Genomic DNA, 26,567 nt, shown 5'->3' on the forward strand with positions numbered 1-26,567 from the left:
GTTCACATGCAAGATCAACGTGGAGCCCAGGGGACTCGAACCCCTAACCCCCGCCTTGCAAAGGCGGTGCTCTGCCAGTTGAGCTAGGGCCCCCGGTGGGTGTTACTAGCGCAGGTCGGGCGCCGTGGTGGCCTCGTGCCACAGGGCGCGCTCGTCGCTGGAGGCCTTGACCTTCTTGACGATCAGGGCGGCGGCGCCGACGATCCCGGCGAGGATCAGGAGCTTCTTCAGCATGGCTGGATCCCCTTTGAATCTGCGGCGGAGGGCGTGCGTGGTGGGGCTAGCTGGAATCGAACCAGCGACCTCAGAGTTATCAGCTCTGCGCTCTAACCGACTGAGCTATAGCCCCGTGACAGCGACACGAAGATTACCGTATCCCGTCTCGGTCCCCCAAATTGGGGGCGGCCGCCGTGCCCGGCACGGCGGCCGCATCCAGAAATCGCGAGGTCAGTCCCGCTCGGCGAGCGTCAGCTCGATGCCGCCGACCAGGTCCGCGCAGACGTTGTAGATGAACGCGCCCAGCGTGGCCAGCGCGGTGAACAGCACCACGTTGACCGCGCCGATCAGCATCGACGTGCCGATGACGCCCCACGCGGTGATGCGGAAGCCGCCGTCGGCTGCCCCGTCCGTGCCGCCGCTCGCGTTCACCAGGCTCTGCAGGCTGGTGTTGACCTCCTGCCAGACGCCCATGGCGTCCAGCGACAGGTAGAGCACCGACGTGGCGACGACCACGACGATGAACAGGACCACCGAAACGGCGAAGGCGAACTTCATCACGGACCAGGGATCGATCCGCTTGAGGTTCAGCCGGGCGCGCCGCGGGCCGCGGGACGCGCCCGAGGTGACCGCGGAGCGCGCGGACCGGACGGCCTCCGAGACCCGTGCGGCGCCGACGGCGGCCGAGCCGCTCGCGGCCGCGGCACCCGAGGGCCGTTTGGGGGCCTCACCGGCGCGCTGGGGGCCCGCGCCGGGCTTGACCGGCGGTACGACCCCCGTGCGACCCGCCTGTGCGGCCTGGCCCGGAGCGGCGGATCCGCCGCTCGTGCCCTTCGTAACGATCGGCACGGATGCGGACCCCTTCGCCACCGAGGGGCCGGCCGGCCGCTTGTATTCCGCGTGTCCGTCGGCCTCCGCGGTCGGCTCACCGGGCGGCGGGGTCATTCCCGGCGCACGGGTGAACTTCGGCTGGGTCGGGGCATCGGCAGGGACCGCAGTGCGGTCAGCGCTCTCGCGGCCGGCCGAAGCGGCGCCATCCTTCTTCGGCTCCGTTTCGACCGGAGTTGCCGAGGATCCCGGGCCCCCCGACTTCGCCTGTGTCTCCGGCATCAACTAGTCCTGTTCGTCAGGCTCGTCGGCATTGCGAGCAAGCGCCACGATGGTTACACCTTCTGGGAGGTCCATCAGCTTGACCCCCATTGTGTTCCGATCCCGCGTGCGCCGTACAGGCTTCACGGGAGTCCGGATGACACCACCATTGCTGGTGATGGCAAATAGTTCATCCTCAGGGTCGATCACGAGCGCTCCGACGAGCCCGCCACGACGCTCCGTGATCTTGGCGGTCAGCACGCCCTTGCCGCCCCGCCCCTGCACCGGATACTCCTCGATCGGCGTCCGTTTCGCATACCCGCCGTTGGTGGCGACCAAAACGTCCATACCCTCGCGGACCACCTCCATCGCCAGGAGCTGGTCATCCTCGCTGAAGCGCATGCCGATGACACCGGAGGTCGCCCGCCCCATCGGGCGCAGCGCCTCGTCGGTGGCGTTGAACCTGATGGCCTGCGCCCGCTTCGAGACCAGGAGCAGGTCGTTCTCCGGAGCGGCCAGCGTGGCGCCCACCAATTCGTCATCCTCCCGCAGGTTGATGGCGATGATGCCACCGCTGCGGTTGGAGTCAAATTCCTCGAGGCGGGTCTTCTTCACGAGACCATTCTTGGTGGCGAGCACAAGGTAGGGCTCGACCTGGTAGTTCGGGATCTGGATGACCTGGGCGATGTGCTCGTCCGGCAGGAAGGCGAGCAGGTTGGCGACGTGCTGGCCCTTCGCCACCCGGTTGGCCTCGGGCAGCTCGTAGGCCTTGGCCCGGTAGACCCGGCCCTTGTTCGTGAAGAACAGGATCCAGGAGTGCGTCGAGATCACGAAGAAGTGGCTGACGATGTCGTCCTGGCGCAGGGAGGCCCCGCTCACGCCCTTGCCGCCGCGCCGCTGCGACCGGTACAGATCGACCTTCGTGCGCTTGGCGTAACCGGTACGTGTGATGGTCACCACAACGTCCTCGCGCGTGATGAGGTCCTCCATGGAGACTTCACCATCGAACGGGATGATCTGGGTCTTTCGGTCATCGCCGAACCGGGAGACGATCTCGGCCAGCTCCTCCGAGACGATCGCCCGTTGCCGCTCCGGCTTGGCGAGGATGTCCTTGAGGTCGGCGATCTCGAGCTCGATCTTGGCGAGCTCGTCGATGATCTTCTGCCGCTCCAGCGCCGCCAGGCGCCGCAGCTGCATGTCCAGGATGGCGGTCGCCTGGATCTCGTCGACCTCGAGCAGCTGCATCAGGCCCTGGCGCGAGTCCTCGACCGTCGGCGAGCGCCGGATCAGGGCGATCACCTCATCGAGCATGTCGAGGGCCTTGACCAGGCCGCGCAGGATGTGCGCGCGCTCCTCGGCCTTGCGCAGCCGGTAGGCGGTGCGCCGGCGGATGACCTCGATCTGGTGATCGACGTAGTGGCGGATGAACTGGGCCAGGTTCAGCGTGCGGGGCACGCCGTCGACCAGCGCCAGCATGTTCGCGCCGAACGTCTCCTGCAGCTGCGTGTGCTTGTAGAGATTGTTCAGCACGACCTTCGCGACGGCGTCGCGCTTGAGAACCAGGATCAACCGCATTCCGGTACGCCCGGACGACTCGTCCCGGATGTCCGCGATGCCGGTGAGCTTGCCCTCCTTGACCAGCTCGGCGACCCGCTCGGCGAGGTTGTCGGGGTTGACCTGGTAGGGCAGCTCGGTGACCACGAGGCAGGGCCGGCCGCGGGCGTCCTCCTCGACCTCCACGACGGCGCGCATCCGGATCGAACCGCGACCGGTGCGGTAGGCGTCCTGAATCGCCTGCTGACCGACGATCAGCCCCCGGGTGGGGAAGTCGGGTCCCTTGACGATCTCCAGGACCGCCTCGAGGGTGGTGGGCTCGTCCGCCTCCGGGTGGTCCAAGTACCACTGGACGGCCGCGGCGATCTCCCGCAGGTTGTGCGGCGGGATCTTGGTGGCCATGCCGACGGCGATACCCTCGGAGCCGTTGACGAGCAGGTTGGGGAACCGGGCCGGCAGGATGGTGGGTTCCTTGGTCCGGCCGTCGTAGTTGTCCTGCATGTCGACGGTGTCTTCGTCGATGTCGCGCAGCATGTCCATCGCCAGCGGCGAGAGCTTCGACTCGGTGTAGCGCATGGCGGCCGGCGGGTCGTTGCCCGGCGAGCCGAAGTTGCCGTTGCCGTCGATCAGCGGGTAGCGCAGCGACCAGGGCTGACCCATCCGGACCAGGGCGTCGTAGATCGACGAGTCGCCGTGCGGGTGGTAGTTACCCATGACGTCGCCCACGACGCGGGCGCACTTGACGTAGCCGCGGTCGGGACGGAAGCCGGCGTCGTACATCGCGTAGAGGATCTTGCGGTGCACCGGCTTGAGGCCGTCGCGCACGTCGGGCAGGGCGCGGCCGACGATGACGCTCATCGCGTAGTCGAGGTACGAGCGCTGCATCTCGACCTCGAGGCCGACCGGCTCTACGCGCTGGCTCACTCCGCCGCCGGCCGGCTCGTCCTGCGGTTCCTCGGCGGGGATCTCGGGAGTATCCGTCACAGTTAACCCTTACTGACGTTCGAACCCGACAAACAGCATCGAGCTACGCATTTCGCTGTGGATAACGCTGTGGAAAGCGGTGTATCGCTGTGCATAACCCGAGGTGAGCGGCGTCGAGTGACGCCGCTCACCGGGGATCAGATGTCCAGGAAGCGCACGTCCTTGGCGTTGCGCTGGATGAACGAGCGGCGGGCCTCCACGTCCTCACCCATCAGGACGCTGAACAGCTCGTCCGCGGTCGCGGCGTCGTCGAGGGTCACCTGACGCAGCGTGCGCGTCGCCGGATCCATCGTCGTGTCCCACAGCTCATGGAAGTTCATCTCGCCGAGACCCTTGAACCGCTGGATGTCGTCGGGCTTCGCGTTCGGCTTCTTCTGCTGGCGCAGCTCGACCAGTCCGTCCCGCTCACGGTCGGAGTAGGCGTACTGGGCGTCGTCGCCGCGCTTGTTCCACTTGATCTTGTAGAGCGGCGGGGCGGCCAGGTAGACGTGACCCAGCTCCACCAGCGGCCGCATGAAGCGGAACAGCAGGGTGAGCAGCAGCGTCTGGATGTGCTGGCCGTCGACGTCGGCGTCCGCCATCAGCACCACCTTGTGGTAGCGCAGCTTGGCGACGTCGAAGTCCTCGTGGATGCCGGTGCCCAGCGCCGTGATCAGCGACTGGACCTCGTTGTTCTTCAGCACCCGGTCGATCCGGGCCTTCTCTACGTTCAGGATCTTGCCGCGGATCGGCAGGATCGCCTGGATCTGGCTGTCCCGGCCCTGCTTGGCCGAGCCGCCGGCCGAGTCACCCTCGACGATGAACAGCTCGGAAACCCGCGGGTCGGTCGACTGGCAGTCGGCCAGCTTGCCCGGCATCGAGCCGGACTCCAGCAGCGACTTGCGCCGGGCCAGCTTGCGGGCCTGCTGCGCGGCGATGCGCGCCCGGGCCGCCTGCGAGGCCTTCGTGATGATCTGCTTCGCGTCGGCGGGGTTGCGGTCGAACCAGTCCGCGATCTGCTCGTTGGCGATCTTCTGGACGAAGCCCTTCATGTCCGTGTTGCCGAGCTTCGTCTTCGTCTGGCCCTCGAACTGCGGGTTGGCCAGCTTCACCGAGATGATCGCGGCCAGGCCCTCACGGATGTCCTCGCCGGAGAGCTTCTCGTCGCTCTTGAGGAACTTCTTCTCGGCGCCGTAGCGGTTGACGATGCTCGTCAGCGCGGCCCGGAAGCCCTCCTCGTGCGTGCCACCCTCGTGGGTGTTGATCGTGTTGGCGAAGGTGTAGACCGACTCGCCGTAGGACTCGTTCCACTGCATGGCGACCTCGATGGCCATGCCCTGGTCGTTGGCCTCGGCCTCGAACTCGATCACCGACTTGTGGATCGGCGTCTTGGTGTTGTTGAGGTGGCGCACGAAGTCGGCGATGCCGTTCTCGTACATGAAGGTGACCTCGCGGGCCTTGCCCTCGTCGTCCAGGTGCTCCGGGCGCCGGTCGACCAGGTTGATCGTCAGCGCCTTGTTGAGGAAGGCGTACTCCTGGATCCGGCGGTAGATCGTCTGCCAGTCGAACTCGATGGTCTCGAAGATCGTCGGGTCGGGCCAGAACTGCACCTTCGAGCCGGTAGTCGAGGTGGCCTCGCCCTTCTCGAGCGTGCCGGGCTTCGACGCGGTGTAGTGCTGCCGGTAGACGTTGCCCGACTTGTGGATCTCCACGAACATCCTGGTGGACAGCGCGTTGACGACCGAGACGCCGACACCGTGCAGACCGCCGGAGACCGCGTACGCCTTGCCGTCGAACTTGCCGCCCGCGTGCAGGACGGTCAGCGCGACCTCGACGCCCGGCTTCTTCAGCTTGGGGTGCAGGTCGACCGGGAAACCGCGGCCGTTGTCGGTGACGGAGACGCCGCCGTCCGGCAGCAGGACGACGTCGATGGTGTCGCAGTGGCCGGCGAGCGCCTCGTCGACGGCGTTGTCCACGACCTCCCAGACCAGGTGGTGCAGGCCCCGCTCGCCCGTGGAACCGATGTACATACCCGGACGCTTGCGGACCGCCTCGAGGCCTTCGAGCACGGTGATGGACTCGGCACCGTATTCCTGCTTCTTCTCTGCCACCCTCGGCCACTTTCTCGCACCGGACCCGCGAAACGGGCCGGACACGGGGTTGGCGGGCAGTCGGCAGCGGACGGCGGGCAGGGCAAACCACAGGCGACGAGCCGCGGAGATCAGGCGGACCACCGGTGGAACCGAGCGCGCCGGTCGCCGCGGTCAGCCCGCGGATCGTGATCGGCTGGAAAAATCGCGTAGCGTGACGGTGTACCGCCACGGAATGGACTTTCCCGGTCGCTGTCGATTCTACTCCGTCCGGGCGAGTTGTAGAGGGTCCGGCACCCTCTTCCGGGTACCTCAGATAGCCGTAGCGCGATTTAGGGGCGCTCCCGCGAGTCCCCCTACACGGATTGCGGCCCCCTCGCAACGGCGAACCGTTCGGCGCCCGGACCCCGGCGCGGGCCCGCGAACAGGCGGGCCACGCGCTGCGACACTGCCTCACCGCGGCAGGCGGCGGTGTCGTAACCTCGCCCGCGCGGGCCGGAACACGGCCATGAGGGCCCGCAGCCGGCAGGTCGAGGAGAGGTGGGCCCCCATGGCGCTGGACAAGGGGCTGGACAACGTCGCCGTGCACTGGCCACGGACGAACCGGTTTTACGACCCGGTGGCACCCGCCGAGTTCGTCGACTTCGGCGCCGTCGCCGACGCGCCGGACATCGCCGCGCCCACCGGCGCGCTCGCGCTGCACATCGCCAAGACCGGCACGGTACGGGCGACCGCGTACACCGAACTGGTGGATCTGCTGCTGGGGCTGGAGGGTGTCCTCTACGCCACCGACGCGGCGGCGGAGGACGAGGACCCGGTCATCGACCCGGACGGCTGCGCGTGGATCGCCGGCGGGCTGGAACGATTCGTCGAGGGCCACCAGGAGCACGGCGACCTGGTCACCTTCGACACCGTCGCGAGCGTCATGCGGGCCGCCGTAGCGGGTGGGCGCCTGGCCGAGCAGCAGCTGCGGTGGCTGGACCATCGGCTCGCGGCGCTGCGCGACGACGCCGGCAACGCCCCGCACTGGAGCTTCGCCCGTACCGAATTGGCGGTTTTGTCGGGCTTCTACCGGCGCTGCGCCGAGCGCGGCTTCGCGGTCTTCGCCGACTACTGACCTCCGGCAGCGTCCATCGCACCCGACCGTCGGACGGGTGCGATGGGGCCGGCCGGGCGCGCGGCCGGCGTCCTCAGCCGTACGTGTCGCGCGGGCCGCGGCCCTGCACCCGGCGCGGGCCCTTGTTCCACGAGGGCGCCGCCGGGCCGTGGATGTTGAGCTTGGTCACCACGTTGTGGCCGACCTCGGCGGCGATCCGCTTGAGCAGGTTTCCGGCGAGCAGCCGCAGCTGGGTGGCCCAGGCCGTCGACTCCGCCTCCACGGTCAGCACGCCGGCGTCGAGCTTCACCGGGCGGCTGTGCTGGGCGATGTCCGACCCGACGACCTTCTCCCAGGCGCCGAAGACCGTCGCCTCGGCGGCCGGCTTCTGCCAGCCGCGCTGCTTCATGATCCGCTCGAGCACCGCGCCGAACAGCTGTGGGTCGCGGGGATCCGGTCCCGGACCGGAGTAGCCGCGCAGGCGCCGGCCGGTCTCCTCGCCGGTCCCCGTGCGGCGGCGCGGCGCCTGCTGTGCGGCGCGGCGCTTGGCGAGGGCGGCGTCCAGCACGGCACGGGCCAGCTCCGGACCGGGCGTACCGGCGATCTCAGCGCCGGTCCCGGCCGGCTCCGGCCCGGCTCCCGCCGAGCCCGCAGCGGCGGCGCCTTCCTTGCCGGACCGGGACTCTTTGCCGGGCCGGGCTTCCTTCGCCGGCCGGGCCTGCTTGCCGGCTCGGGAGCGGGGCTCGGCGGCGCCCCTGGCGGTCGCCCGCGGCTTCTCCGCCGGTTGCTCAGCCACGGGTCACCGTCCCAGCTCCGACGTCGTAGCGGGCCCCGCTCAGGGCCGCGGGCACATCCTCAGGCACCGCACAGGTGACGAGCAACTGCGTCGCGTCGGAGACCAGCGCCGCCAGCCGCTCCCGGCGGCCGGAGTCCAGCTCGGCGAAGACGTCGTCGAGCACCAGCACCGGCTCGATGCCGTCGGCCCGCAACAGGTCGTAGGCCGCCAGCCGCAGGGCCAGCGCGAACGACCAGGACTCGCCGTGGCTCGCGTACCCCTTCGCGGGCAACTCACCCAGCGTAAGCGAGAGATCGTCGCGATGCGGGCCGACCAGGGTGACGCCGCGTTCGATCTCGTTCTGGCGGCGCTCGGCCAGCGACGCCAGCAGCGCCTGCTCCAGCTGGGAGCGATCGGCACCCAGCGACTCGCCGAGCCGCGACGCGTACGCGATGGAGGCGGTCGACCGCCCCGCCGCAACCGCGTCGTAGGCCTTGGTCAGGTGCGGCCCGAGGGCCGCGACCAGGTCGAGCCGGCCGGCGAGCAGTTCGGCGCCGTGCTGCGCCAGGTGCTGATCCCAGACCGCGAGCGTCGAAAGATCCTGCCCCCTGGTACCCCCGACCTTGCGCGTCAGGTACGCCGTGCGCAGCAGCGCGTTGCGCTGCTTGACGACCCGGTCGTAGTCGGCGCGCACCCCGGCGAACCGCGGCAGCCGCGCGACGAGCAGGTCGTCGAGGTAGCGACGGCGCTCGCCCGGATCGCCGCGGACCAGCTCGAGGTCCTCCGGCGCGAACAACACCATCCGCAGCGCGCCAAGCACCTCGCGGGACCGGCGGACCGGTGACCTGTTCAGCCGGGCCCGGTTGGCCCGGCCCGGCACGATCTCCAGCTCGACCAGCAGCTCACGGCCATCGTGGACGATCTCGCAACGGATCACCGCCGAGCTCGCACCCGCCCGGACCAGCGGCGCGTCGGTGGCCACCCGGTGACTATCCAGAGTGGCCACGTAACCGAGGGCCTCGACGAGGTTGGTCTTGCCCATGCCGTTCTGGCCCACCAGCACCGCGGTGCCGGGATCGAAGTCGACCGCCACCCGCTCGTACGAACGGAAGTCGGTCAACTCGACCCGGCGTACGTACATCTCAGCCGACGACGGCGTGGCCACCGAACTGCTGGCGCAGCGCGGCCACCGCCTTCATGGCGGGAGAGTCGGTCTGCCGCGATTCGAAGCGAGCGAACAGCGAGGCCGCGATGACGTGCAGCGGAACGGCCAGCCGGACAGCCTCGTCGACCGTCCAGCGTCCCTCGCCGGTGTCCTCGGCGTAGCCCTTCAGCTTGCCCAGCTCGGGGTCGCCGTCCAGGGCACGGTCGAGCAGGTCCAGCAGCCAGGACTTGACGACGCTGCCCTCCCGCCAGCTCTTGATCGCGCCGGGCACGTTGTCCACGTACTCCGACGCCTCCAGCAGCTCCCAGCCCTCGGCCAGGGCCTGCATCATGCCGTACTCGATGCCGTTGTGGACCATCTTGGTGTAGTGGCCGGCGCCGACCGGGCCGGCGTGCACGAAGCCGTAGGGTCCGGCCGGCTTGAGCGCCTCGAAGATCGGCATGCAGCGCTCGACGTGCTCTGCGGCGCCGCCGACCATCAGCGCGTAGCCGTTCTGGTTGCCCCAGATGCCGCCCGAAACGCCGCAGTCCATGTAGCCGATGCCCTTGGGCTCCAGCCGGGCGGCGCGCGGCTGGTCGTCGGTGAACTTGGAGTTGCCGCCGTCGATGACGATGTCTCCGGGCGAGAGCAGATCGGCGAGCTGGTCGATCGTGCCCTCGGTGATCTCGCCGGCCGGGACCATGGTCCAGATCACCCGCGGCGCCGCGAGCTTGCCGACCAGCTCGGCGAGGCTTGCCACGTCGGCGATGTCGGGGTTGCGGTCATAGCCGACGACCTCATGCCCGGCGGAACGAATCCGCTCGCGCATGTTGCCGCCCATCCGGCCGAGACCGATGAGGCCGAGCTGCATGGTGTCCCCCTAGGTGTTGGCTCTACCAGCCCAGTATCAGCGTGTTACGCGGATAGGCATGATCAGATAGCGGTATCCCGGCACGATTTCGCCGTCTTCCGCTGCGGGGGAGATCACAGCCGGCTTGAAGGCGTCGACGAACGAGAGCACAGCCGTCTGCGCGCCGAGATTCTGCAATCCGTCGATCAGGTACTGCGGGTTGAAGCCGATCGTGAGCGCCTCACCGGTGAAGGTCGCCTCCATGGCCTCGCTGGCCCGCGCCTCCTCGGTGCCGCCGGCCTCGACCACCAGGCCGTCCTCGCCGAAGCTGAGCAGCACGGGGGTGGTGCGCTCGGCGACCAGCGCGACCCGGCGGACGACCTCGACGAGCGCGGAGACGCTCACCCGGGCCTCGGCGTTGTGGCTCGCCGGGAACAGCGAGCGCACCGGCGGGTAGTTGGCGCCGTCGAGCAGGCGGCTCGTCGTCCGGCGGGTCCCGCCGGCGAACCCGATCATGCCCTCGCCGGCGTTGCCCTGTGCCAGCGCGAGGGTGACCTCGCCGCCCAGCGGGCCCATCGTCTTGGCGGTGTCGTTCAGCGTCTTCGCCGGGACCAGCGCGTTGAGGCTGATGTCCGGGTCGTCGGGGCTCCACTCGAGCTCGCGCATCGCGAGGCGGTAGCGGTCGGTGGCGAGCATCGCCATCGAGGTGCCGTTCAGCTCGATCCGGACGCCGGTCATCATCGGCAGCGTCTCGTCACGGCCCGCGGCGATGGCCACCTGCTGAACCGCGGCGGCGAACGTCTGCGCGTTGACCGTCCCGGCGCTGGACGGCATGTCCGGCAGGGTCGGGTAGTCCTCGACCGGCATCGTCGGCAGGGTGAAGCGCGCGCTGCCGCAGACCAGTTCCAGATGCGCACCGACGGCCGCGATGTCCACCGGCTTGTTCGGCAGTGCCTTGGTGATCTCGGCGAGCAGGCGACCGGAGACCAGGGCGGCGCCGTCGGCGTCGGCCTGCACCTCGACACTCACCTGACTCGAGACCTCGTAGTCGAAGCCCGACACGTGCAACCTGCCGTCGGTAACCCGCAGCATGACGCCGGCGAGCACCGGCACCGACGGGCGGCTCGGCAAACTCTTTGCCGTCCACGCCACGGCGTCGGCGAGTGCGTCTCGCTCCACCCGGAACTTCATGCCATGCCCTCCGCGTCAATCTTCCTCGACGAACCAACCTGGGATGTGCTGGTGGCGCCCACTGAACTCTATGGCGCGGGCCGGTGCTGTGTGCGGCCGACCCCGGTGCTGCGAAGTGAGCCAGGGGTGGTTCGAGGCCGCAAGCCGCTCATCCACACCTTCCCCAACGCTGATGATTGATTTTTGTTGTCTCAGAGAAATATCTAGTCGTAATCATCGGTCCTGTGCAAAGTGTGGAGAACTCTTGTTTGCGCAGGCCAGCAGGTTATCCACCGGTGATTCACAGGTGGAAAACCAGGGTACAAACTCGGGGCTGCGTCCACAGTCGTCGACGCGACGGCGGTTGTCCACCGTTGTCCACCGGCTATCCACCGGTTATCCACCGGGTTTGTGCCCAGCCCTGGGGATAACGCCGGAACGCTACCGGCTCGTCGTCCCCAGAACCTTCAACAGGAAATCCACACGCGTCCACAGCCTGTGGGTAGTCCGGTAACGGTGAGTGTCTGTCCACATCGATTTCCCCAGGGCTCATCCACATTTGTGGGGAACGGCGACCGGGGTTGTCCACCGCTGGGGATAACTACCTGTGAACGCCTGTGAACTTCTGTGGATAACGTTGGCACGCTTCGGTGTCGTCGCCACGTTGACACGAACGTGGTGGGGATAAACCGGCGACCGACCCTCCTGTAGGGACGGCAGCTAGCCCCCGATCGGTCCGCCGAGGGCTTCCTCGCCCAAGCAAGAACGCCGCCGCGGGCAGCGGCCTGGGCCTGCTCACAACGGCGTCGGCATCAAGGCCTTTAGGTTGCCCGCGGGTGGGCTCGGCACCGTTTACCTAGCTGCTTCACCGTGGGTAATGACATCGCCACCGGAAGTCATGTTTGCGACGATCGGGGGGGGGAGCAGCGACTTGCCACTGTGCCGATCGAGACCTCGGCAGAGCTGCCCCCTGCGACGGGGATTGTTCTGGCGCCGCCGTGATCCGTCGGTGGTAGCGGCTGAGACGAACGCGGTCATCTCCGTGGTGGCGGCTCTCACAGGGTCTGAAATGGATGTTGGTGAACTCGGGTGCGGAGCACGCCGCTTCTGAACACGTTCTGGGGGCAGCAGGCTCGGCGACCGCGTTCGGCTGCGTCGCGTTCCGGTCGACGTGCCTCGAACGCCCGTTGGCACAGCATCGACGGCCGCCACCCTCGCGGGCGTCGGCAATGCTCGCGTAGCTGGCAGCACCCGTGCGGACGCGCGGCGGCTTGAGGCGGCAGCGAGCTTGCGGCGTTGCCAGTGTTGCCACGGCCAACACCACCAGTCCTTATAGACGGCGCTGCGAGTGTTGTCGGGGCTGCCATCCTGCCCAGCGCGGCCCGCCATCCGCTGCCGTCGTCACGACTGCCGTCGTTGTTAGTCCGGTTCGTCGTGGCGGGCTGCTCGCCGTCACCCGCTGATGCGGGTCGTTGCAGTGGCCGCGAGGTGCTGCCACCACTGCTGCCGTCAGCTGCTGGCCACCGCGATTACCACACCTGCCAACCGCCGTTGGACGATGCCGTGCGCTGCCCGCTGCTCCGCTGCTCCGCTGCTCCGCTGCCCGGCTGCCCGGCTGCCCGGCTGCTCCGCTGCCCCGATGCTGGCTTGCGACCGCGGCCCGCAGTCGCCACTGCTGGTACTGACGGTCATGAGCGGCCTCACCCGGATGCCTTGGGCCAGCCGGCCCACCTGTACTCGATGGAGTGACGGCGTGACGCTCTGACCTGGCCCCTCCTGTGGGGCCGGTGCAAGGATCGACGGGGCTGTCAGTCGGAAAGCCCGTGATGGCCCGTTCGCTCGTGGAGTTGTTCGAGGCGATTCGTCGTGACCATCGGCGGGGTGGATCGATTCGTGCTGGAGCTCGACCGTGACTCGCGTTCGATTTCGCCGCGCCGTTGGGCTCACCGTCGCAGGGACGCTGCTGGTTTGCTGTGGGTGGGGCGAGCGCGCCGGCCTGCTTACGCCGCTCATCGGCTGCTCCGCTCGTGACGAGCAGCTGGCGGTGATCCTGGCCGATCTCCCGATCATGTCGGCGCATCCCCACGGTGCAACACCGACGGATCGATACTCCGGTTGCGATACGGACGACGGCTTCGCCTATGCCGGCCAGCGATACCAAACGGGGCTAGACCGCGAAAGCATCATGTCGTTCTACCGCACCGCTACTGCGGCCGACGGATGGCACACGGACGGCGAGAACCCGACCCCGGTCCCGACGGCGGGCCTGGTCGTGTCTGCATCCGCTGCTTGCTTCCACAGAGAGATCGACGGCACCACTGCCTATCTGAGCGTGAACTTCCCCAGCGACCTCAACATCCCCGGCGGGATCCAGGATCCCGATGACCTCTACGGCATTGATGTGTCCGGCTCCCATGACGGCGGCGCGTGGTGCTGACAACCGACCATGGGCAGACGCCGGGTTCGGGCTTGAGTGGCAGGTCAGCCCGGCGGCGTATCCCACAGGTCGGCCCGGACGCGACCTATTCGGCTGGGGCGTCCGGCGCCGTTCTTGCTTTTGGGTTGTTCTGTGCGCGTACAGGATAGTTAGGTGTTTTGTTTGATGCGGTTGGTCAGTTCCGCGATCTGGTTGTAGAGCGAGCGGCGTTCGGCCATGTGCTGGCGGATCTTGCGGTCCGCGTGCATGACCGTGGTGTGGTCGCGGCCGCCGAAGGCCTGGCCGATGCGGGGGAGCGACAGTTCCGTCAGTTCGCGGCAGAGGTACATCGCCACCTGCCGGGCGTTGACCAGGACGCGCGAGCGGGAGTGGCCGCGGAGGTCTTCCAGGCTGACGCCGAAGTAGTCGGCGGTCGAGACCATGATCTGGTCGGCGGTGATCTCGGGGCCGGCGCCGTCGGGCATGAAGTCCCGGAGCACCTCTTCCGCCAGCGAGAGCTGCACCGACGAGCGGGTGAGGCTGGCGAAGGCGGTGACGCGGATGAGGGCGCCCTCGAGTTCGCGGATCGAGTTCGAGACTCGGGAGGCGATGAACTCCAGGACGTCGTCCGGGGCGTACATGCGCTCCTGGGCGGCCTTCTTCTGCAGGATGGCGATGCGGGTCTCGAGGTCCGGGGGCTGGATGTCGGCGAGCAGGCCCCACTCGAACCTGGTGCGCATCCGGTCCTCGAGCGTGGCCAGCTGGCGCGGTGAGCGGTCGGAGCTGATCACGATCTGCTTGTTGGCGTTGTGCAGGGTGTTGAATGTGTGGAAGAACTCCTCCTGCGTGCGCTCGCGGTTCTCCAGGAACTGGATGTCGTCGATCAGCAGGATGTCGACGTCGCGGTAGCGGCGCTGGAAGGCCTGCGTCTTGTCGTCGCGCAGGGAGTTGATGAAGTCGTTGGTGAATTCCTCGGTGGAGACGTAGCGGACCGAGCGGGCGTGACCCAGGGTCGTCGCGTAGTGACCGATTGCGTGCAGCAGGTGTGTCTTGCCCAGTCCCGAGCTGCCGTAGATGAACAGCGGGTTGTAGGCCTTCGCCGGTGATTCGGCGACGGCGACCGACGCGGCGTGCGCGAAGCGGTTCGAGGAGCCGATGACGAACGTCTCGAACATGTACTTCGGGTTCAGGCGGTTGCCGTCGTTGCCGCCCGGCCGGCGGTCGCCCGACTGGCCGCGCATGTCCATCGGGGCCCGGCCCGGGCCGTTGTCGCCGCCGTGCCGCATCTGCACGGTGTCGTCGCGGCGGTCCTGGCCGAGCATCGCCGGCCGGTCGTCGGGGCGGCGCTGGTTGTCGCGGAGATGGGCCTGGTCGGTTGCCATCCGGCGGCCGCCCTGGTCGTTGGACGGGTCGGCGAAGTGTGACATCTGTCGCGGGGCCTCGCGGCGCTGCGGGTCCGGGTCGCGGGCAGGCTGCTGGGCCTTCTGGTCCGGTGGCTCCTGGCCCGCGGACTTCGCCGGCTCGGGCTGGCCCGCCGGCAGGGGCGCGGCGAACAGCGCGTCCTGGCCGTCGCGCGGGTCGCGGCCCGGCTGGACCGGCCGCGGGAACGGCGCCTGCGCCGAACCGGTCGGGCCGTCCGCCGACTCGTAGTTCTGCTCGTACTGCTCGTCGAACGTCTGCGGGTAGCTCTCGGGATGCCCGAACGACGGCGCCTGTGGATAGCGGTCCGGGTAGGCCGGCGGCTGCTGCTCCGCATAGTGCTGCTGCTGGTCGGCGTAGTGCGCGGGTGGCTGCGTCGCCGGCTCGGGCGGCGGCGTGCCGTAGACCGTGCCGGGGCGGCCCGTGCCGTCCTCCGGCGGGCGCACGGTCACGGCGACCTGGATCGGCCGGCCCAACCGGCGCGACAGCGCCTCGGTGATGGCCAGCCGCAGCCGGGACTCGATCACGTCGCGGGTGTAGGTGTCGGGCACGGACAACAGCGCGGTGTCCTCGACTATCGCGCGCAGACGGGTAAGCCGCAGGTACGCACGCTGCTGGGCGGACGCGATCTCGTCCGCCAGCTCGTCCGTCGCAGCGGTCCATACCCCGCCAAGGTCGACCGTATCGGCCACCGCCGCGCCACCCCCATCGCCATCGGTTCCCCGGTGGCCTTGTCCGGCTTCCGCCGTTCTTGCCTGTCGTCGCCCGTAGGGGCGACGGACCGGCTTCCCCAACCCAGCACATTCAACCTGCTGAACGTGTGCGGCGGCGCCGGCTATCCACAGGTTATCCACAACCTGTGCATTTGTTGGCGGTCGCTCCCCGGCCGGATGGTCGGCAGACTTCCCGGAGCCTGTGCTGGCGCGGGAAAATCAGGCTCACCGTGCCGAACGATTTACCGCCTCGTCCGGTTTTGGCCAGCTCGACGCGGTATGCGAACAGCGCTGAAGACCAGCAAACGGGCACGCTAACAGCGCGGCGGCTCTTGCATCAACCGCCGGTACCCACCCCGGGTCAGACCTGGCACGAAAAGATTCACTCCGTACGCAGAATCACCGCCTCCCGTGACGCAGCGCAGCCGGGGCGGGATCTGTCGGCGTGCCAACCCGGGGATGGTCGACCACCCTAGTGGCGCTGCGTAGGGTCGGGCGGTTGCTCCGCCGCACTCTGCTAAAGTGGGCGTCTTGCAGCTTTGATGCCCCCTGGACGCCCGCGGGTCGTCCGACGAAGACGGAGTTCTGACGTGAGCAAGCGCACCTACCAGCCGAACAACCGCCGGCGCGCGAAGACCCACGGTTTCCGGCTGCGCATGCGCACCCGTGCCGGTCGCGCCATCCTCGCTACCCGTCGCGCCAAGGGCCGCGACAAGCTGTCGGCCTGAGCCGAAGCTAGTCGGGCCGGATGCCCAGGTAGTCGTGCTGGCCGCGGCGCAACGACTGCGGCGTAGCACCGACTTCGCCGCAGCGGTTCGCGGTGGTCGCCGGGCAGGTCGCGGCACGGTGGTCGTCCATCTACTTATCGATGAGCCGGCGCAAGCCTCAACGGCGCGCGCCGGCTTCGTCGTGTCCAAGGCCGTGGGCAACGCCGTCGTGCGCAACAAGGTCCGGCGGCGGCTGCGCCACCTGGTCCGCACCCGCCTGGCCGACCTGCCCGACGGTGGCCTCCTGGTGGTCCGCGCGCTGCCCGCCTCGGCCTCCGCGTCCTTCGAGACGCTCGGCACTGATCTGGACGCCGCGCTCGTCGCCGCCCGATCACCCCGGCGGCGACGATGACCACGCCACGCGGTCCGGTCGCCCGGGTGCTGACGTGGGGCATCGTCGCGTACCGTCGTTACCTGAGCCCGGCACTGCCGGCCCGCTGTCGGTTCTACCCCTCGTGCAGCGCGTACGCCCTGGAGGCGCTCGCGGTGCACGGCGCTCTCCGAGGGACCGCCCTGGCGATCTGGCGGCTGTTGCGCTGCCACCCCTTCCACCCTGGTGGGTTCGATCCGGTGCCCGACGCGATCCGTGACCGTCCTGCTGATGTGACTGGAGCATGAATTGAGTCTCGACTGGATCTACTACGCCATTTCGTGGATCCTCCTTCGTTGGCACGGCCTCTGGGAAGCCATCGGCATCCCGGAGACGCCCGTGCTGGGCACCAACTGGGCCTGGGTCCTGGCGATCGTCTTCCTGGTGGTGACGCTCCGGATCATCCTGTTCCCGGTCTTCGTCAAGCAGATCAAGTCCCAGCGGGCGATGCAGGCGCTGCAGCCCAAGGTGAAGCTGCTGCAGGAGAAGCACAAGGGCGACCGGGAGACGCTCCAGAAAGAAATGATGGAGCTGTACAAGGTCGAGAAGGCCAACCCGCTCATGGGCTGCCTCCCGATGTTCCTGCAGATCCCGGTCTTCCTCGGCCTGTTCCACGTCCTGCGCCGGCTCTCGCCGACCAACACCCAGAAGACCCTGTACGGCTGGACCGTCGAGCAGTTCGACAGCGCCACCCACGCCTCGCTGTTCACCGCGCCGCTGGCGTCGAAGTTCCGGTCGACCACCGAGGAGCTCGCACTGCTCGGTGCGAACGGCACCGCGGTCAAGATCGTCGCCGGCATCCTGGTGCTGATCATGATGGCGACGACCTACCTCACCAGCCGCCAGATGATCCTCAAGACCGGCTGGGCCGAGGACCCGCAGCAGAAGATGATCCAGCGCCTGATGCTGTACGGCATCCCGGTCTCGCTCCTCATCTCCGGCTCGCTCTTCCCCATCGGCGTGGTCATCTACTGGGTGACGAACAACCTCTTCAGCCTGGCCCAGCAGCAGTGGGTGCTGCGCAAGTTCCCCCCGCCGCAGATGGCCAAGAAGGCCGCCTCGACGTCCGGCCAGTCCGGCTCGACGTCGGCCAGGTCCGCCGGCAAGGGCCCGCAGAACCCGGTCCAGAGCGGCCGCACCGGCGGCCTGTTCGGCCGCAAGCGTGCCGCCGAGCCGGAGCCGAACAGCCCCGTCGTGGACACCAAGGCGCTGGCGCCCAAGCCCGGCGCCAAGCCGGTGAACCCGAAGAAGGGTGCCAGACCCGCCAACAAGCCGCAGGGTTGACGCTGTCGCGGCCCGAGCCTGGCCCGGGCCGCGCGCACCCCTGACGGCCTGGCGACAACGACCTCCCCGCGCCGGTCTGCCCCTGGGGCGCCGACGCGGGAAACAGCGGACCGAGCAGGTCCGGCCCGAGTGAGTACGGAGATGAGACCGTGACCGACACCAGCACTCCCAGCGCAGAGCAGTCCTCCGAGGAGACCGCTTCCGCCACCGCCGCGGAGTCCGCCGGTACCGAGGAGACCAAGAAGTCGGAGTCCGCGACGACCGATTCCGACCTGTTCCGGCAGAGCGAGGTCGCCGCCGACTACGTGGAGGGCCTGCTCGACATCCTCGACTACGACGGCGACATCGACGAGCTCGTGTCGGCGGGCCGCCCGATGGTCGAGGTCGTCGGCGGCCGGCTGCAGCCGCTCGTCGGCCAGCGCGGCGCGACGCTGGAGGCGCTGCAGGAGCTGACCCGTCTTGCGATCTTCCGGGCGACGGGTTCGCCGAGCCGGCTGCTGCTGGACATCGGCGGCTACCGGGCGACCCGCCGCAAGGAGCTGACCGCGGTCGCGCGCAACGCGGTCGAGAAGGTCAAGGAGCACGGGGACGCCATTCGCCTGGAGCCGATGTCGGCGTTCGAGCGCAAGTGCGTGCACGACGTGGTCAACGCGATCCCGGGCGTGCAGAGCGAGTCCGAGGGCGTTGAGCCGAGTCGGCGCATCGTGGTTCGGCCGGCTGACTGAGCTATGACCAACCCACGCTCCGGCGCGGGTGACAACGGCCCGGGTGAAGTCGTGCCCGGGCCGTCGTCGTCTCCGCAGCCTTCCTCAGCTTCCAATTCCTTGCCCGTTTCCGCCGGCGAGTCCGGTCCGCCGACCGAGTATCTGGCGGCGGCCGTGCGGGTCTTCGGTGATCGGTTTCCTCTTGCCGTGCGATATGCGGAGTTGCTGGTCACCGACGGCGTGGTGCGCGGCCTGATCGGTCCGCGCGAGGCGCCCCGGGTGTGGGAACGCCACCTGATCAACTGTTCGGTTATGTCCGAGATGATCCCTATCGGCGCTTCGGTGATCGACGTGGGGTCTGGTGCCGGTTTGCCCGGTATCGTGCTTGCAGTGGCCCGACCTGATCTCACGATCACCCTGGTCGAGCCGCTGGCACGACGAACCGCTTTCCTGTCCGAGGCGGTGACCGCTCTCGGGCTCGACGCGACCGTAACGGTCGTCCGGGGCCGCGCGGAGGATCTCGTCGGTGGGCCCCCCGCCGCCGCCGATGTCGTCACCGCGCGCGCGGTCGCGCCGCTGGACCGGCTCGCCGGTTGGTGCCTGCCCCTCGCCGCCGTCGGCGGCCGGCTGCTGGCGCTCAAGGGCGCCTCCGCCGTGGAGGAGGTGGCGGAGCACCGCGAGGCCATCGCCCGGCTGGGTGGTGCCGAACCGGTTGTCCGGCTCTGCGGGGAGGGACTGATCGATCCGCCGACCACCGTGGTCGAGATCGTTCGGGAACGCGCCGTCGTGGCACCAAGGCCGAGGACGTCCAAGAGGGCGGCCGACCCGGGCCGCTCCTCCGGTACTGCCGGCGGCCGCGGTTCCGGGAAGAGGAGATCGCGGAGGGGATAGATGGCCAGGCGGGGCGTGCGGAAGCGAACGGGGAAACTCCCACGACCCACTCGAGGCTCAGGGAGGGGCGACCTCCCGGCGGACTGGAGCAGTCCCGTCCAGGAGCAGTCACCACCGGAATCGGATGCCACCGCCTCCCCGCCTCGTCTGCCGCGCCCGTCACCCCCGCCCGCCGCGGACCGGGCCCGGTCCGCGGCTGACTCCGCGCCCGCGGGCCGGGTAGACCTGACTCGAGGGGCGTCCGGTCATCCGTCCGGCGCGCGGGACAACGGCCGTTCGCGATTGACGCCGGATCGGAAGACCCGGAGGTCCGCCACCGCCGCGGTTGACGACAACGGCGAGTCTTCTTCCCACCCCGCCCCCGTGGCGGGTCGCCCTCCCGGCGCCCCTCCGGGACCGGGAATGACTCAGGATCCGGCCGATTCGGCCCCGATCTCCGGCGTCGCCGCCGGGCCCGGCGAGGGCTGGCCCAACGGCAAACCTCGGGGGTACGCCGGCAGCTTGCGGTACGTGTCCGGATTCATGGTCTTCGAGACGTCCGAGGGGCTGTTGACATCGACTCATCAGGCGGACAATCGTGGCGACGTTCGCCCGGCGGCCGTAGGCTGGCCGCGCGTCGATAGTGTGGACCGGACGGTGGGAGAGCCAGGTGCCCCACCGCTTCCTGCCGGACCGCACGTTCGCGGTGCCGACCCAATCCAAGCAGGCAGGGAAAAGACGGTGCATGACTATGGCAGGGGCCCCGACGGCGCCCCAGGCTGGGACCGTGTTTCACGTGAAACCGATCCACACGCCGACTCCGAGCGAAGCGCGAGCTTGAGTGTGAGCTTCGACAGTGGGGAGCAGAGTGTGCCTCAACCACGGACAGCGAGCGGTGGCCAGGTCTACGGCACCGCGATGAGCGAGTCCAACGCCGCCATGTCGGAGCCCCGTCGATCCGCCCCGGCACCCCGCTCCGGGCCGTCGGATCCCGGTTCCGTCGTCACCTCATCGCCCGCGGCCCGGCTCTCGGAGTCTCCGGCGGGTCAGCCGGTCGCCGTGGTGGCACCCTCCTCCGGTGACGGCGGGTCGGCAAGCGAGCCTGTTTCACGTGAAACGCCGAATGGGGATGAGGGCGATCCGCCCCTCGCCATGGAAGCGTTGCGTGCTGTGCAGATCCTTAACCCGAGCGGCGAGATTGTCATGCCGCGTCCTGATCATCCGCGGGTGTTCTGCGTCGCGAACCAGAAGGGCGGCGTCGGCAAGACCACCACGACGGTGAACCTCGCGGTGGCGTTGGCGCTGCACGGTAATCGTGTGCTCGTGGTCGACCTCGACCCGCAGGGCAACGCGTCTACCGGCCTGAACGTGCCGCACCACGCGGGTGTGCCCGATGTCTATGACTGCCTCATCGACAACGTGCCGCTTGCCGACGTGGCGCAGCCGGTCGAGGGCATTCCGAACCTGTTCTGCGTACCGGCCACGATCGACCTGGCCGGCGCCGAGATCGAGCTCGTCTCGGTGGTCGCCCGTGAGTCGCGGCTGCAGCGCGCGATCTCGGCGCACCCCGAGAAGTTCGACTACGTCTTCATCGACTGCCCGCCCTCGCTCGGCCTGCTGACGGTCAACGCACTCTGTGCGGCCCAGGAGGTCCTCATCCCCATCCAGTGCGAGTACTACGCGCTCGAGGGTCTGAACCAACTGATCAACAACATCAACCTGGTACGGCAACATCTCAACCCGACGTTGGACGTCTCCACGATCCTGCTCACCATGTACGACCGCCGCACGCGCTTGGCGGACGCCGTCGAGCAGGACGTCCGGAACCACTTCGGCTCGAAGGTCCTCGAGGCTGTGATTCCGCGGAACGTTCGTGTGTCGGAGGCTCCGAGCTACGGCCAGTCCGTGATGACCTACGATCCGGGTTCGCGAGGCGCCACGAGCTACTTCGAGGCGGCTCTGGAGATCGCGATGCGCGGGGTCAACACGGGAGGCGCGGCATGAAGAACCGTCCACGGGGCGGCCTCGGCCGCGGCCTGGGTGCACTGATCCCCACCGCGCCCCCGGCCGGTGCGGGAGTTGCGACGTCGGAGGAACCCCCGCCGTCAGCGCCCCCGGCTCTGCCTCCGTCGACTCCCTCCGAGCCGGCACCCGCGTCCACCCAGTTCATTGCGCCCGCCGAAACGCCGCCGCCCCCCGCCGCCCCCGTGGACAACGGTGACGGCGGTGACAGCGGCCTGGCCCCCGTGCCGGGAGCGCGGTTCGCCGAGCTTCCCGTCGCCTCGATCGAGCCGAACGCGAAGCAGCCGCGAACCGAGTTCGACGAGGACGCGCTGGAGGAGCTGAAGACCTCCATCCAGGAGGTCGGCTTCCTGCAGCCGATCGTCGTACGCGATGTCGGCGGCGGCCGGTACGAGCTGGTCATGGGTGAGCGCCGCTGGCGGGCGGCACAGGCGGTCGGCAAGGAGACGATCCCCGCGATCATCCGGGACACCCGCGACGACGCGATGCTCCGCGACGCGCTGCTGGAGAACATCCACCGCGCGAACCTGAACCCGCTCGAAGAGGCGGCGGCCTACCAGCAGCTGCTCGAGGAGTTCGGCGCGACGCACGAGGAGTTGGCGCGTCGGATAGGGCGTAGCCGGCCGCAGATCTCGAACACCATAAGGCTGTTGAACCTGCCGGCACAGGTACAGCGCCGGGTTGCGGCGGGAATCCTGTCGGCTGGGCATGCGCGTGCGTTGCTGGGACTCGAGGACGGCCAGGCCCAGGAGGACTTGGCGGGGCGGATCGTGGCCGAAGGGCTCTCGGTCCGAACGACCGAGGAACTGGTGTCGCTGGCGCTCGCCGACGGTCCGGTGAAGAAGGCCGCACCGACACGGCGACCCAAGGTGCATGCGCCGGCGCTGAACGATCTGGCCGACCGGTTGTCGGATCGCTTCGACACCCGGGTCAAGGTCGACATCGGCCGGAACAAGGGCAGGATCACGATCGAGTTCGCGACGGTCGACGACCTGGAGCGGATCGTGGGCATGATCGGCGTGGAAGAGGAAGGCTCCGACTCGACCGAGGAGTGATCGGTCGGCGGAAAACCCGGGGGCGACCGGTTACGAAGCTCCGGAATGCAAGGCACGTGATTCGGCGGATCACGTGCCTTCTTCATGTCCGAATTTGATCCTCATTTTCGGGGTGTTCGGGGGTGGGTCGTGGGCGTGAAACATGAGCTCAGGGCACCTTTGGATGATCATGAGTTCTGTCAGAGCCATTCTCCTGAGGTTTCTGGATCTTCCCGATCGTTGGGGGGCTTGAACCTGACGCCCTAAATATCCGTATTCGGATGATCGGGTGGCGAGGGGCCTTCAGTTGCCGTCAAAACGCGAGCTGTGGTCGCAATGTGAAGTAGTTATGGCTCGATGAACGTATGCGGTGACGTAGCTATGTAGCTGCTTCATTTTGGGCTGATGGCATGGCTGAGGCGAGGTGCTTCGGAGGCTGCGATCTTCGGTGCGGCTGTCGTGTTCGTTGTCGGAATGTGGGATGCCGCGAGGGCGGTCGACCTTTGTCGGCTGCGTTGGCTGACCGAGCGGATCGGGCTCTTTGACGGCGGCTCGCGCGTTGGCGATGGGCGCGGGGGTTAGGGGGAGGCCGGGCGGCGGTCTTCGTGTGGAGCGCGTTCCGCCGATCGTCCCGTGCGGTGCTGCGGGAACGGTGGCGCTGGAATTCCCGGGGGCCTTGCACATGCTGAGCTCTTGGGGTGCTTACCGGGTCCACTGCACGCATCTGACGGGTCGTTGATGCCGGTTTTGGTGATTGCGTCGGTGGGGGTGGCGTGGGGCGCGTTTGGTATGTCGCTGGAGCACTGTCACGGCCGAGCGCGGGCCGGGGAAGAACGTTTTGGTTGCGGGGCCGGCTCGCTTGGGATCTCGACCGAGGGAGGTGAGTAGGTGGTGCGGCGCCTCCACGATCCGGGCTCTCGGCGGTCAAGGCTCGCGCTTGTGCGGGTAGGCCATGAGGGGATGTTCCCCCGGCGTAGTGACGACGGGGTTCTTGGCTCGCGCATCGCCAACGCGACGACCAATCCATTCCGCCTTCGACCGGCGCCTCGCCAGAATCCTGACGACGGTCAACTCCGGAAGGCCTGACTGATGCGGGGAGTTGGGTGGTGAGGCAGCGTATGCGGCCCGGAGGGTGGCGGCTCGCGGCGTGCCCGAGCCCGGGTGTGGGGGCCCGGGGTTCCCGTGCGCGGGGTGTGGAGGTCCGGATGTCCCGTGCGACGAGTGTGGAGACCTGGGGTGTGGCCGAGCCCGGGTGCGGAGGCCAGAGGTGTGGCCGAGCTGGGGTTGTGGAGACCCGAGGTGTGGCCGGCCCCCGGTGTGGCCGGCCCCCGGTCTGGCCGGCACCGGCTTTGTGGGCCTAGGTGTGGGGTCGGGTGCGGCCCTGGTCTGGCGGCGGGACTGGGTGTGGTGGCCGTGGATTATGCGGGTCGGGCGTGGCCGCGTCGGCCACCCGCTGATCGGCAGTCGAGGTCGGCTGAGAAGTGAGGGGTCCTGTCACGCCGAGCCGGGCCTGCCCGGTAGGTCGCGGTTGCTGCGGCACCGGGGGTGTCGTGTTTGTGGACATGGGGTTTCTCCGTCGTCAGCAGGGCGAGTGTCGCGGCGCTCGTAGCGGCAGCGTCACGTGGATGTGGCAGCCCTGGGGTTTGCGGGTGGGGTCCGCGGTGGCGGGGTCGGCGACGGTGATGGTGCCGTGGTGCAGTTGGACCACCCAGCGGGCGATGGCCAGGCCGAGGCCGGTGCTGCCGCCGGTGCTGCCGCCGGTGGCGCGTTCGCCCCGGGTGAAGCGTTCGAAGATCCGGTCGCGGTCGGTGGCAGGGATGCCGTCGACCTCGTCGGCAACCAGCAGGGGGCGGTCGGTGGTCCGGAACGGCTTGGGGAGTGCGGTGTGAGGCCGATGACGGCAGGGGGTAGACCTCCGGTCGTCGGCTCTTCTCAGCCCGTCCGGTGTCAGTCGGTGGCTATGCTTCCGATTCTGGCGGGCGGAATGGATTGCCGATGATCCCCATGATCTTTGTGTGGCGATCGAATCAGCCAGCGGTCTGATTGCGCGGTGGTCTGGTCGCGCGGTGGTCTGGTTGCGCGGTGGTCTGGTTGCGCGGTGGGTCTGGTCGTGCGATGGGTCTGGGTGCGCGGTGGTCTCGTCGCCCAGCGGCCGATCAGGAGACCCAGCGGCCCGGCCAGGGTCGGCGCTGGGCTTGGCGGGTGGTCGAATGGGCCAGGGTCGTCAAGGCTGACGATGGGTGCTGGGATCTTGCGGTTCGGTGCCTAGTCTGGCCGGATGCGTTGAGCGTCGACCGAAGCGGCGTCGCGTCGAGGCCCATCAAGGCAGTGACAAGTGCTTGAGGGGACTATCGCCTCGACCCGACTCTTGTTTCACGTGAAACCGGGATCTGTGGACAGTGGTTCTGGTCTAGGTGAGGGCTACAGCGGCAGCTATTGAGCCGGGGTTCAGACCTCGAGAGGCGCCGGCTACAGGATGGGGATTACCCCAAAGCCCTGGAGTGGAGAGCGAGTGACGTTCCCTCTTTGAGCGCACGCCGGAGCGCGAGGCCGGTCGGTGATGCTTGAGTGTCGATAGTCCGAAGGTTCGCCTGGCCAAGTCTTGAACGGTCCGAGGTCGTGGTGCCCGGACGCACGAAACTCCGTCAACTGCGCGATCGGCGTTTCATGCGCGGGAGGTCTTTGGGATGTCGCGACACCGCACCAGCAGTCTCATCCGGCTCTCGGGCCCATGCGGTGAATGGCCGCGGAGGGCTGCGGCCGTTGGTGGTCCTGCCGCACTGGCAAACGGTATGGTCGGCCGGCTCCAGAAGTGCGAGTCATCTCGGTCCGGGTGCGGCATCGGGTTCGTGGTGTTGGAAGGATGCTTCTGCCACGAGACCCGCCAGCACGGGTTAGTCGCTGGAGGCTCAAGAACTTCCCTGTGCATCGCATCGCGGCGGCCTCGTGCCGGGCCCTCTGAGTTCTGGGCGAAGGTCATCTTGGCGATCGGGTCCCGCGCATGGGGTCACACCTCCCGAACCTCGTTGGTCGGACGCCGGTCCGGCGCAGTGTCGTGGGGAGGCGGCTGTGTTGCCGAGGGACGCCGCTGAGAGTGATGCGCATGTCCGCACCTTGGCGGGCACTTGGTTTCTTTCCCTGTTGGTTGTCATTCGGGCTAGCCCATCTGGCAATGCAATCGCGTCAGTCGGGAGCTGTTCGCTGACAGATGTAGCCCGACGAGCCCGTTCTCAGGGGAACCACGGCCCGACAGCGGCCGGGCGGGCAGAGCGGTCGGCCGGCCCAAATTCGCGATCGACTTGCCGGTGGAAGACAGTGCCATTCTCTCGTTATCCAACCTTCGTGGGTGTAGGCCGCCTCGTTCGGTGAGGGTCCGACCAGACACCGAATCGCGCCGCCTGGTCTCGGCCCGGAGGTACTGGGCCGCTTCGTTTCACGTGGAACAGTGATCGGCCGCGAGCGAGACGAAGGCGAGTTGAGTCTGTAGCCGCGATGGCTCAGCTGATGAATCTGGGTGGTGGCGTCGGTCAACCCGGACGCGAGCGGGATTCATGGGAACGGAGTTCTGGCTGGCTTGTGTTCCAGTGCTGTGGGGCAGGCAGCCAGCCCCGGGGCGTTCGGTGGTGGAGGCCGGCGGAATCGATCTCAGCCGGCGCACCTCGTCGCCGTATCGGCTCGGTCCCGTCACGGGTCACCCCTCTGGCTCAAGGACCAGTAGATCCGGGGAGAGTCCACAGGGCCGGTGTCGTTCGTCTTAGGCAGCCGATCGGACACCCAAGCCGACCGACGCGTGGCGTGCTACGGATCGGCGGATTGAGACTCACTGCGTCGGAGGTGTTTGGGGAATTGCCAGGGAACCTCGACGTCGTGCGGGCGGTTCCACGTGAAACGAAGCCCGCGTGCTGTTCGATAATCCTTCGGAGCCCGGAGCCCGGAGCCCGGAGCCCGGAGCCCGGAGCCCGGAGCCCGGAGCCCGGAGCCCGGAGCCCGGAGCCCGGAGCCCGGAGCCCGGAGCCCGGAG

19 protein-coding genes, 2 tRNA genes and 1 pseudogene are annotated in these 26,567 nt (G+C 68.6%); 10 read left to right on the plus strand and 12 right to left on the minus strand.

The window, feature by feature from the left end:
- Window positions 1-20 precede the first annotated feature (20 nt).
- The 6 genes from AB0F10_RS02895 to gyrB form a co-directional block, all read right to left on the minus strand.
- Window positions 21-93: transfer RNA gene (locus AB0F10_RS02895), tRNA-Ala, on the minus strand.
- 12 nt (window positions 94-105) lie between these two features.
- Window positions 106-234 (minus strand): DLW-39 family protein, encoded by a 129-nt coding sequence (locus AB0F10_RS02900; RefSeq protein WP_360620106.1) that lies wholly within the window; start codon window positions 232-234, stop codon window positions 106-108.
- 38 nt (window positions 235-272) lie between these two features.
- Window positions 273-349, minus strand: a tRNA-Ile gene (locus AB0F10_RS02905).
- A gap of 98 nt (window positions 350-447) precedes the next feature.
- Window positions 448-1,326: a DUF3566 domain-containing protein gene (locus AB0F10_RS02910; protein WP_360620107.1), complete on the minus strand. Its 879-nt coding sequence runs from the start codon at window positions 1,324-1,326 to the stop codon at window positions 448-450.
- Window positions 1,327-1,329: 3 nt separating this feature from the next.
- Complete coding sequence (gyrA, locus tag AB0F10_RS02915; protein ID WP_360620125.1) at window positions 1,330-3,825, minus strand: DNA gyrase subunit A; 2,496 nt, start codon at window positions 3,823-3,825, stop codon at window positions 1,330-1,332.
- Between the two features lie 155 nt (window positions 3,826-3,980).
- Window positions 3,981-5,933, minus strand: a complete 1,953-nt coding sequence (gene gyrB, locus AB0F10_RS02920; protein WP_360620108.1) for a DNA topoisomerase (ATP-hydrolyzing) subunit B — start codon at window positions 5,931-5,933, stop codon at window positions 3,981-3,983.
- A 529-nt stretch (window positions 5,934-6,462) separates the two neighbouring features.
- Between gyrB and AB0F10_RS02925 the strand changes: the two genes are divergently transcribed.
- Window positions 6,463-7,029, plus strand: a complete 567-nt coding sequence (locus tag AB0F10_RS02925) for a hypothetical protein (protein ID WP_360620109.1) — start codon at window positions 6,463-6,465, stop codon at window positions 7,027-7,029.
- A 73-nt stretch (window positions 7,030-7,102) separates the two neighbouring features.
- Here AB0F10_RS02925 and AB0F10_RS02930 read toward each other — a convergent pair whose 3' ends face one another.
- From AB0F10_RS02930 to dnaN, 4 genes are all read right to left on the minus strand, one after another.
- Complete coding sequence (locus AB0F10_RS02930) at window positions 7,103-7,612, minus strand: DciA family protein (protein ID WP_360620126.1); 510 nt, start codon at window positions 7,610-7,612, stop codon at window positions 7,103-7,105.
- 184 nt (window positions 7,613-7,796) lie between these two features.
- Entirely contained in the window at window positions 7,797-8,924 is a 1,128-nt protein-coding gene (recF, locus tag AB0F10_RS02935; RefSeq protein WP_360620110.1) for a DNA replication/repair protein RecF, read from the minus strand.
- Window position 8,925: 1 nt separating this feature from the next.
- Window positions 8,926-9,798: a phosphogluconate dehydrogenase (NAD(+)-dependent, decarboxylating) gene (gnd, locus tag AB0F10_RS02940; RefSeq protein WP_360620111.1), complete on the minus strand. Its 873-nt coding sequence runs from the start codon at window positions 9,796-9,798 to the stop codon at window positions 8,926-8,928.
- Between the two features lie 36 nt (window positions 9,799-9,834).
- Window positions 9,835-10,968: a DNA polymerase III subunit beta gene (gene dnaN / locus AB0F10_RS02945; protein ID WP_360620112.1), complete on the minus strand. Its 1,134-nt coding sequence runs from the start codon at window positions 10,966-10,968 to the stop codon at window positions 9,835-9,837.
- A gap of 1,888 nt (window positions 10,969-12,856) precedes the next feature.
- Here dnaN and AB0F10_RS02950 point away from each other — a divergent pair.
- Entirely contained in the window at window positions 12,857-13,384 is a 528-nt protein-coding gene (locus AB0F10_RS02950) for a hypothetical protein (RefSeq protein ID WP_360620113.1), read from the plus strand.
- A 149-nt stretch (window positions 13,385-13,533) separates the two neighbouring features.
- On the opposite strand, the gene dnaA is transcribed toward AB0F10_RS02950, so the two are convergent.
- The gene (dnaA, locus tag AB0F10_RS02955) at window positions 13,534-15,474 is read right to left on the minus strand and encodes a chromosomal replication initiator protein DnaA (protein WP_360620114.1); all 1,941 of its coding nucleotides are present in this window, start codon (window positions 15,472-15,474) and stop codon (window positions 13,534-13,536) included.
- 611 nt (window positions 15,475-16,085) lie between these two features.
- On the opposite strand from dnaA, the gene rpmH reads away from it, so the two are divergent.
- From rpmH to AB0F10_RS02995, 8 genes are all read left to right on the plus strand, one after another.
- Complete coding sequence (rpmH, locus tag AB0F10_RS02960) at window positions 16,086-16,223, plus strand: 50S ribosomal protein L34 (protein ID WP_184998313.1); 138 nt, start codon at window positions 16,086-16,088, stop codon at window positions 16,221-16,223.
- A 34-nt stretch (window positions 16,224-16,257) separates the two neighbouring features.
- Window positions 16,258-16,614, plus strand: coding sequence for a ribonuclease P protein component (rnpA, locus tag AB0F10_RS02965; protein WP_360620115.1), 357 nt, complete (start codon window positions 16,258-16,260; stop codon window positions 16,612-16,614).
- Window positions 16,611-16,880, plus strand: coding sequence for a membrane protein insertion efficiency factor YidD (gene yidD / locus AB0F10_RS02970; protein ID WP_360620116.1), 270 nt, complete (start codon window positions 16,611-16,613; stop codon window positions 16,878-16,880). The genes rnpA and yidD overlap by 4 nt, the downstream gene beginning before the upstream one ends.
- A gap of 1 nt (window position 16,881) precedes the next feature.
- Entirely contained in the window at window positions 16,882-17,916 is a 1,035-nt protein-coding gene (gene yidC, locus AB0F10_RS02975) for a membrane protein insertase YidC (RefSeq protein WP_360620117.1), read from the plus strand.
- 149 nt (window positions 17,917-18,065) lie between these two features.
- Window positions 18,066-18,641, plus strand: coding sequence for a R3H domain-containing nucleic acid-binding protein (locus AB0F10_RS02980; protein ID WP_360620118.1), 576 nt, complete (start codon window positions 18,066-18,068; stop codon window positions 18,639-18,641).
- Window positions 18,642-18,644: 3 nt separating this feature from the next.
- Window positions 18,645-19,511, plus strand: a complete 867-nt coding sequence (rsmG, locus tag AB0F10_RS02985) for a 16S rRNA (guanine(527)-N(7))-methyltransferase RsmG (protein WP_360620119.1) — start codon at window positions 18,645-18,647, stop codon at window positions 19,509-19,511.
- A gap of 897 nt (window positions 19,512-20,408) precedes the next feature.
- Window positions 20,409-21,494 carry a ParA family protein gene (locus AB0F10_RS02990; RefSeq protein ID WP_360620120.1) on the plus strand — a complete coding sequence of 362 codons (1,086 nt, stop codon included), beginning with the start codon at window positions 20,409-20,411 and terminating at the stop codon, window positions 21,492-21,494.
- On the plus strand, window positions 21,491-22,567 hold the full coding sequence (locus AB0F10_RS02995; RefSeq protein ID WP_360620121.1) for a ParB/RepB/Spo0J family partition protein: 1,077 nt from the start codon (window positions 21,491-21,493) through the stop codon (window positions 22,565-22,567). The genes AB0F10_RS02990 and AB0F10_RS02995 overlap by 4 nt, the downstream gene beginning before the upstream one ends.
- Before the next feature lie 1,558 nt (window positions 22,568-24,125).
- Here AB0F10_RS02995 and AB0F10_RS03000 read toward each other — a convergent pair.
- Window positions 24,126-24,392 (minus strand): annotated as a pseudogene (locus AB0F10_RS03000) (ATP-binding protein); the annotation flags it as partial.
- Between the last annotated feature and the right edge of the window lie 2,175 nt (window positions 24,393-26,567).

It is taken from the genome of Actinoplanes sp. NPDC026623, from assembly GCF_040638275.1.
Classification (GTDB): Bacteria; Actinomycetota; Actinomycetes; order Mycobacteriales; family Micromonosporaceae; genus Actinoplanes.

Excerpts from the sequence above, each read along its gene's own strand:
- AB0F10_RS02900 (WP_360620106.1), bottom strand. The coding sequence starts at position 234 with ATGCTGAAGAAGCTCCTGATCCTCGCCGGGATCGTCGGCGCCGCCGCC.
- AB0F10_RS02910 (WP_360620107.1), bottom strand. The coding sequence starts at position 1,326 with ATGCCGGAGACACAGGCGAAGTCGGGGGGCCCGGGATCCTCGGCAACT.
- AB0F10_RS02925 (WP_360620109.1), top strand. The coding sequence starts at position 6,463 with ATGGCGCTGGACAAGGGGCTGGACAACGTCGCCGTGCACTGGCCACGG.
- recF (WP_360620110.1), bottom strand. The coding sequence starts at position 8,924 with ATGTACGTACGCCGGGTCGAGTTGACCGACTTCCGTTCGTACGAGCGG.
- gnd (WP_360620111.1), bottom strand. The coding sequence starts at position 9,798 with ATGCAGCTCGGCCTCATCGGTCTCGGCCGGATGGGCGGCAACATGCGC.
- dnaN (WP_360620112.1), bottom strand. The coding sequence starts at position 10,968 with ATGAAGTTCCGGGTGGAGCGAGACGCACTCGCCGACGCCGTGGCGTGG.
- yidD (WP_360620116.1), top strand. The coding sequence starts at position 16,611 with ATGACCACGCCACGCGGTCCGGTCGCCCGGGTGCTGACGTGGGGCATC.
- rsmG (WP_360620119.1), top strand. The coding sequence starts at position 18,645 with ATGACCAACCCACGCTCCGGCGCGGGTGACAACGGCCCGGGTGAAGTC.
- AB0F10_RS02990 (WP_360620120.1), top strand. The coding sequence starts at position 20,409 with ATGAGCGAGTCCAACGCCGCCATGTCGGAGCCCCGTCGATCCGCCCCG.
- AB0F10_RS02995 (WP_360620121.1), top strand. The coding sequence starts at position 21,491 with ATGAAGAACCGTCCACGGGGCGGCCTCGGCCGCGGCCTGGGTGCACTG.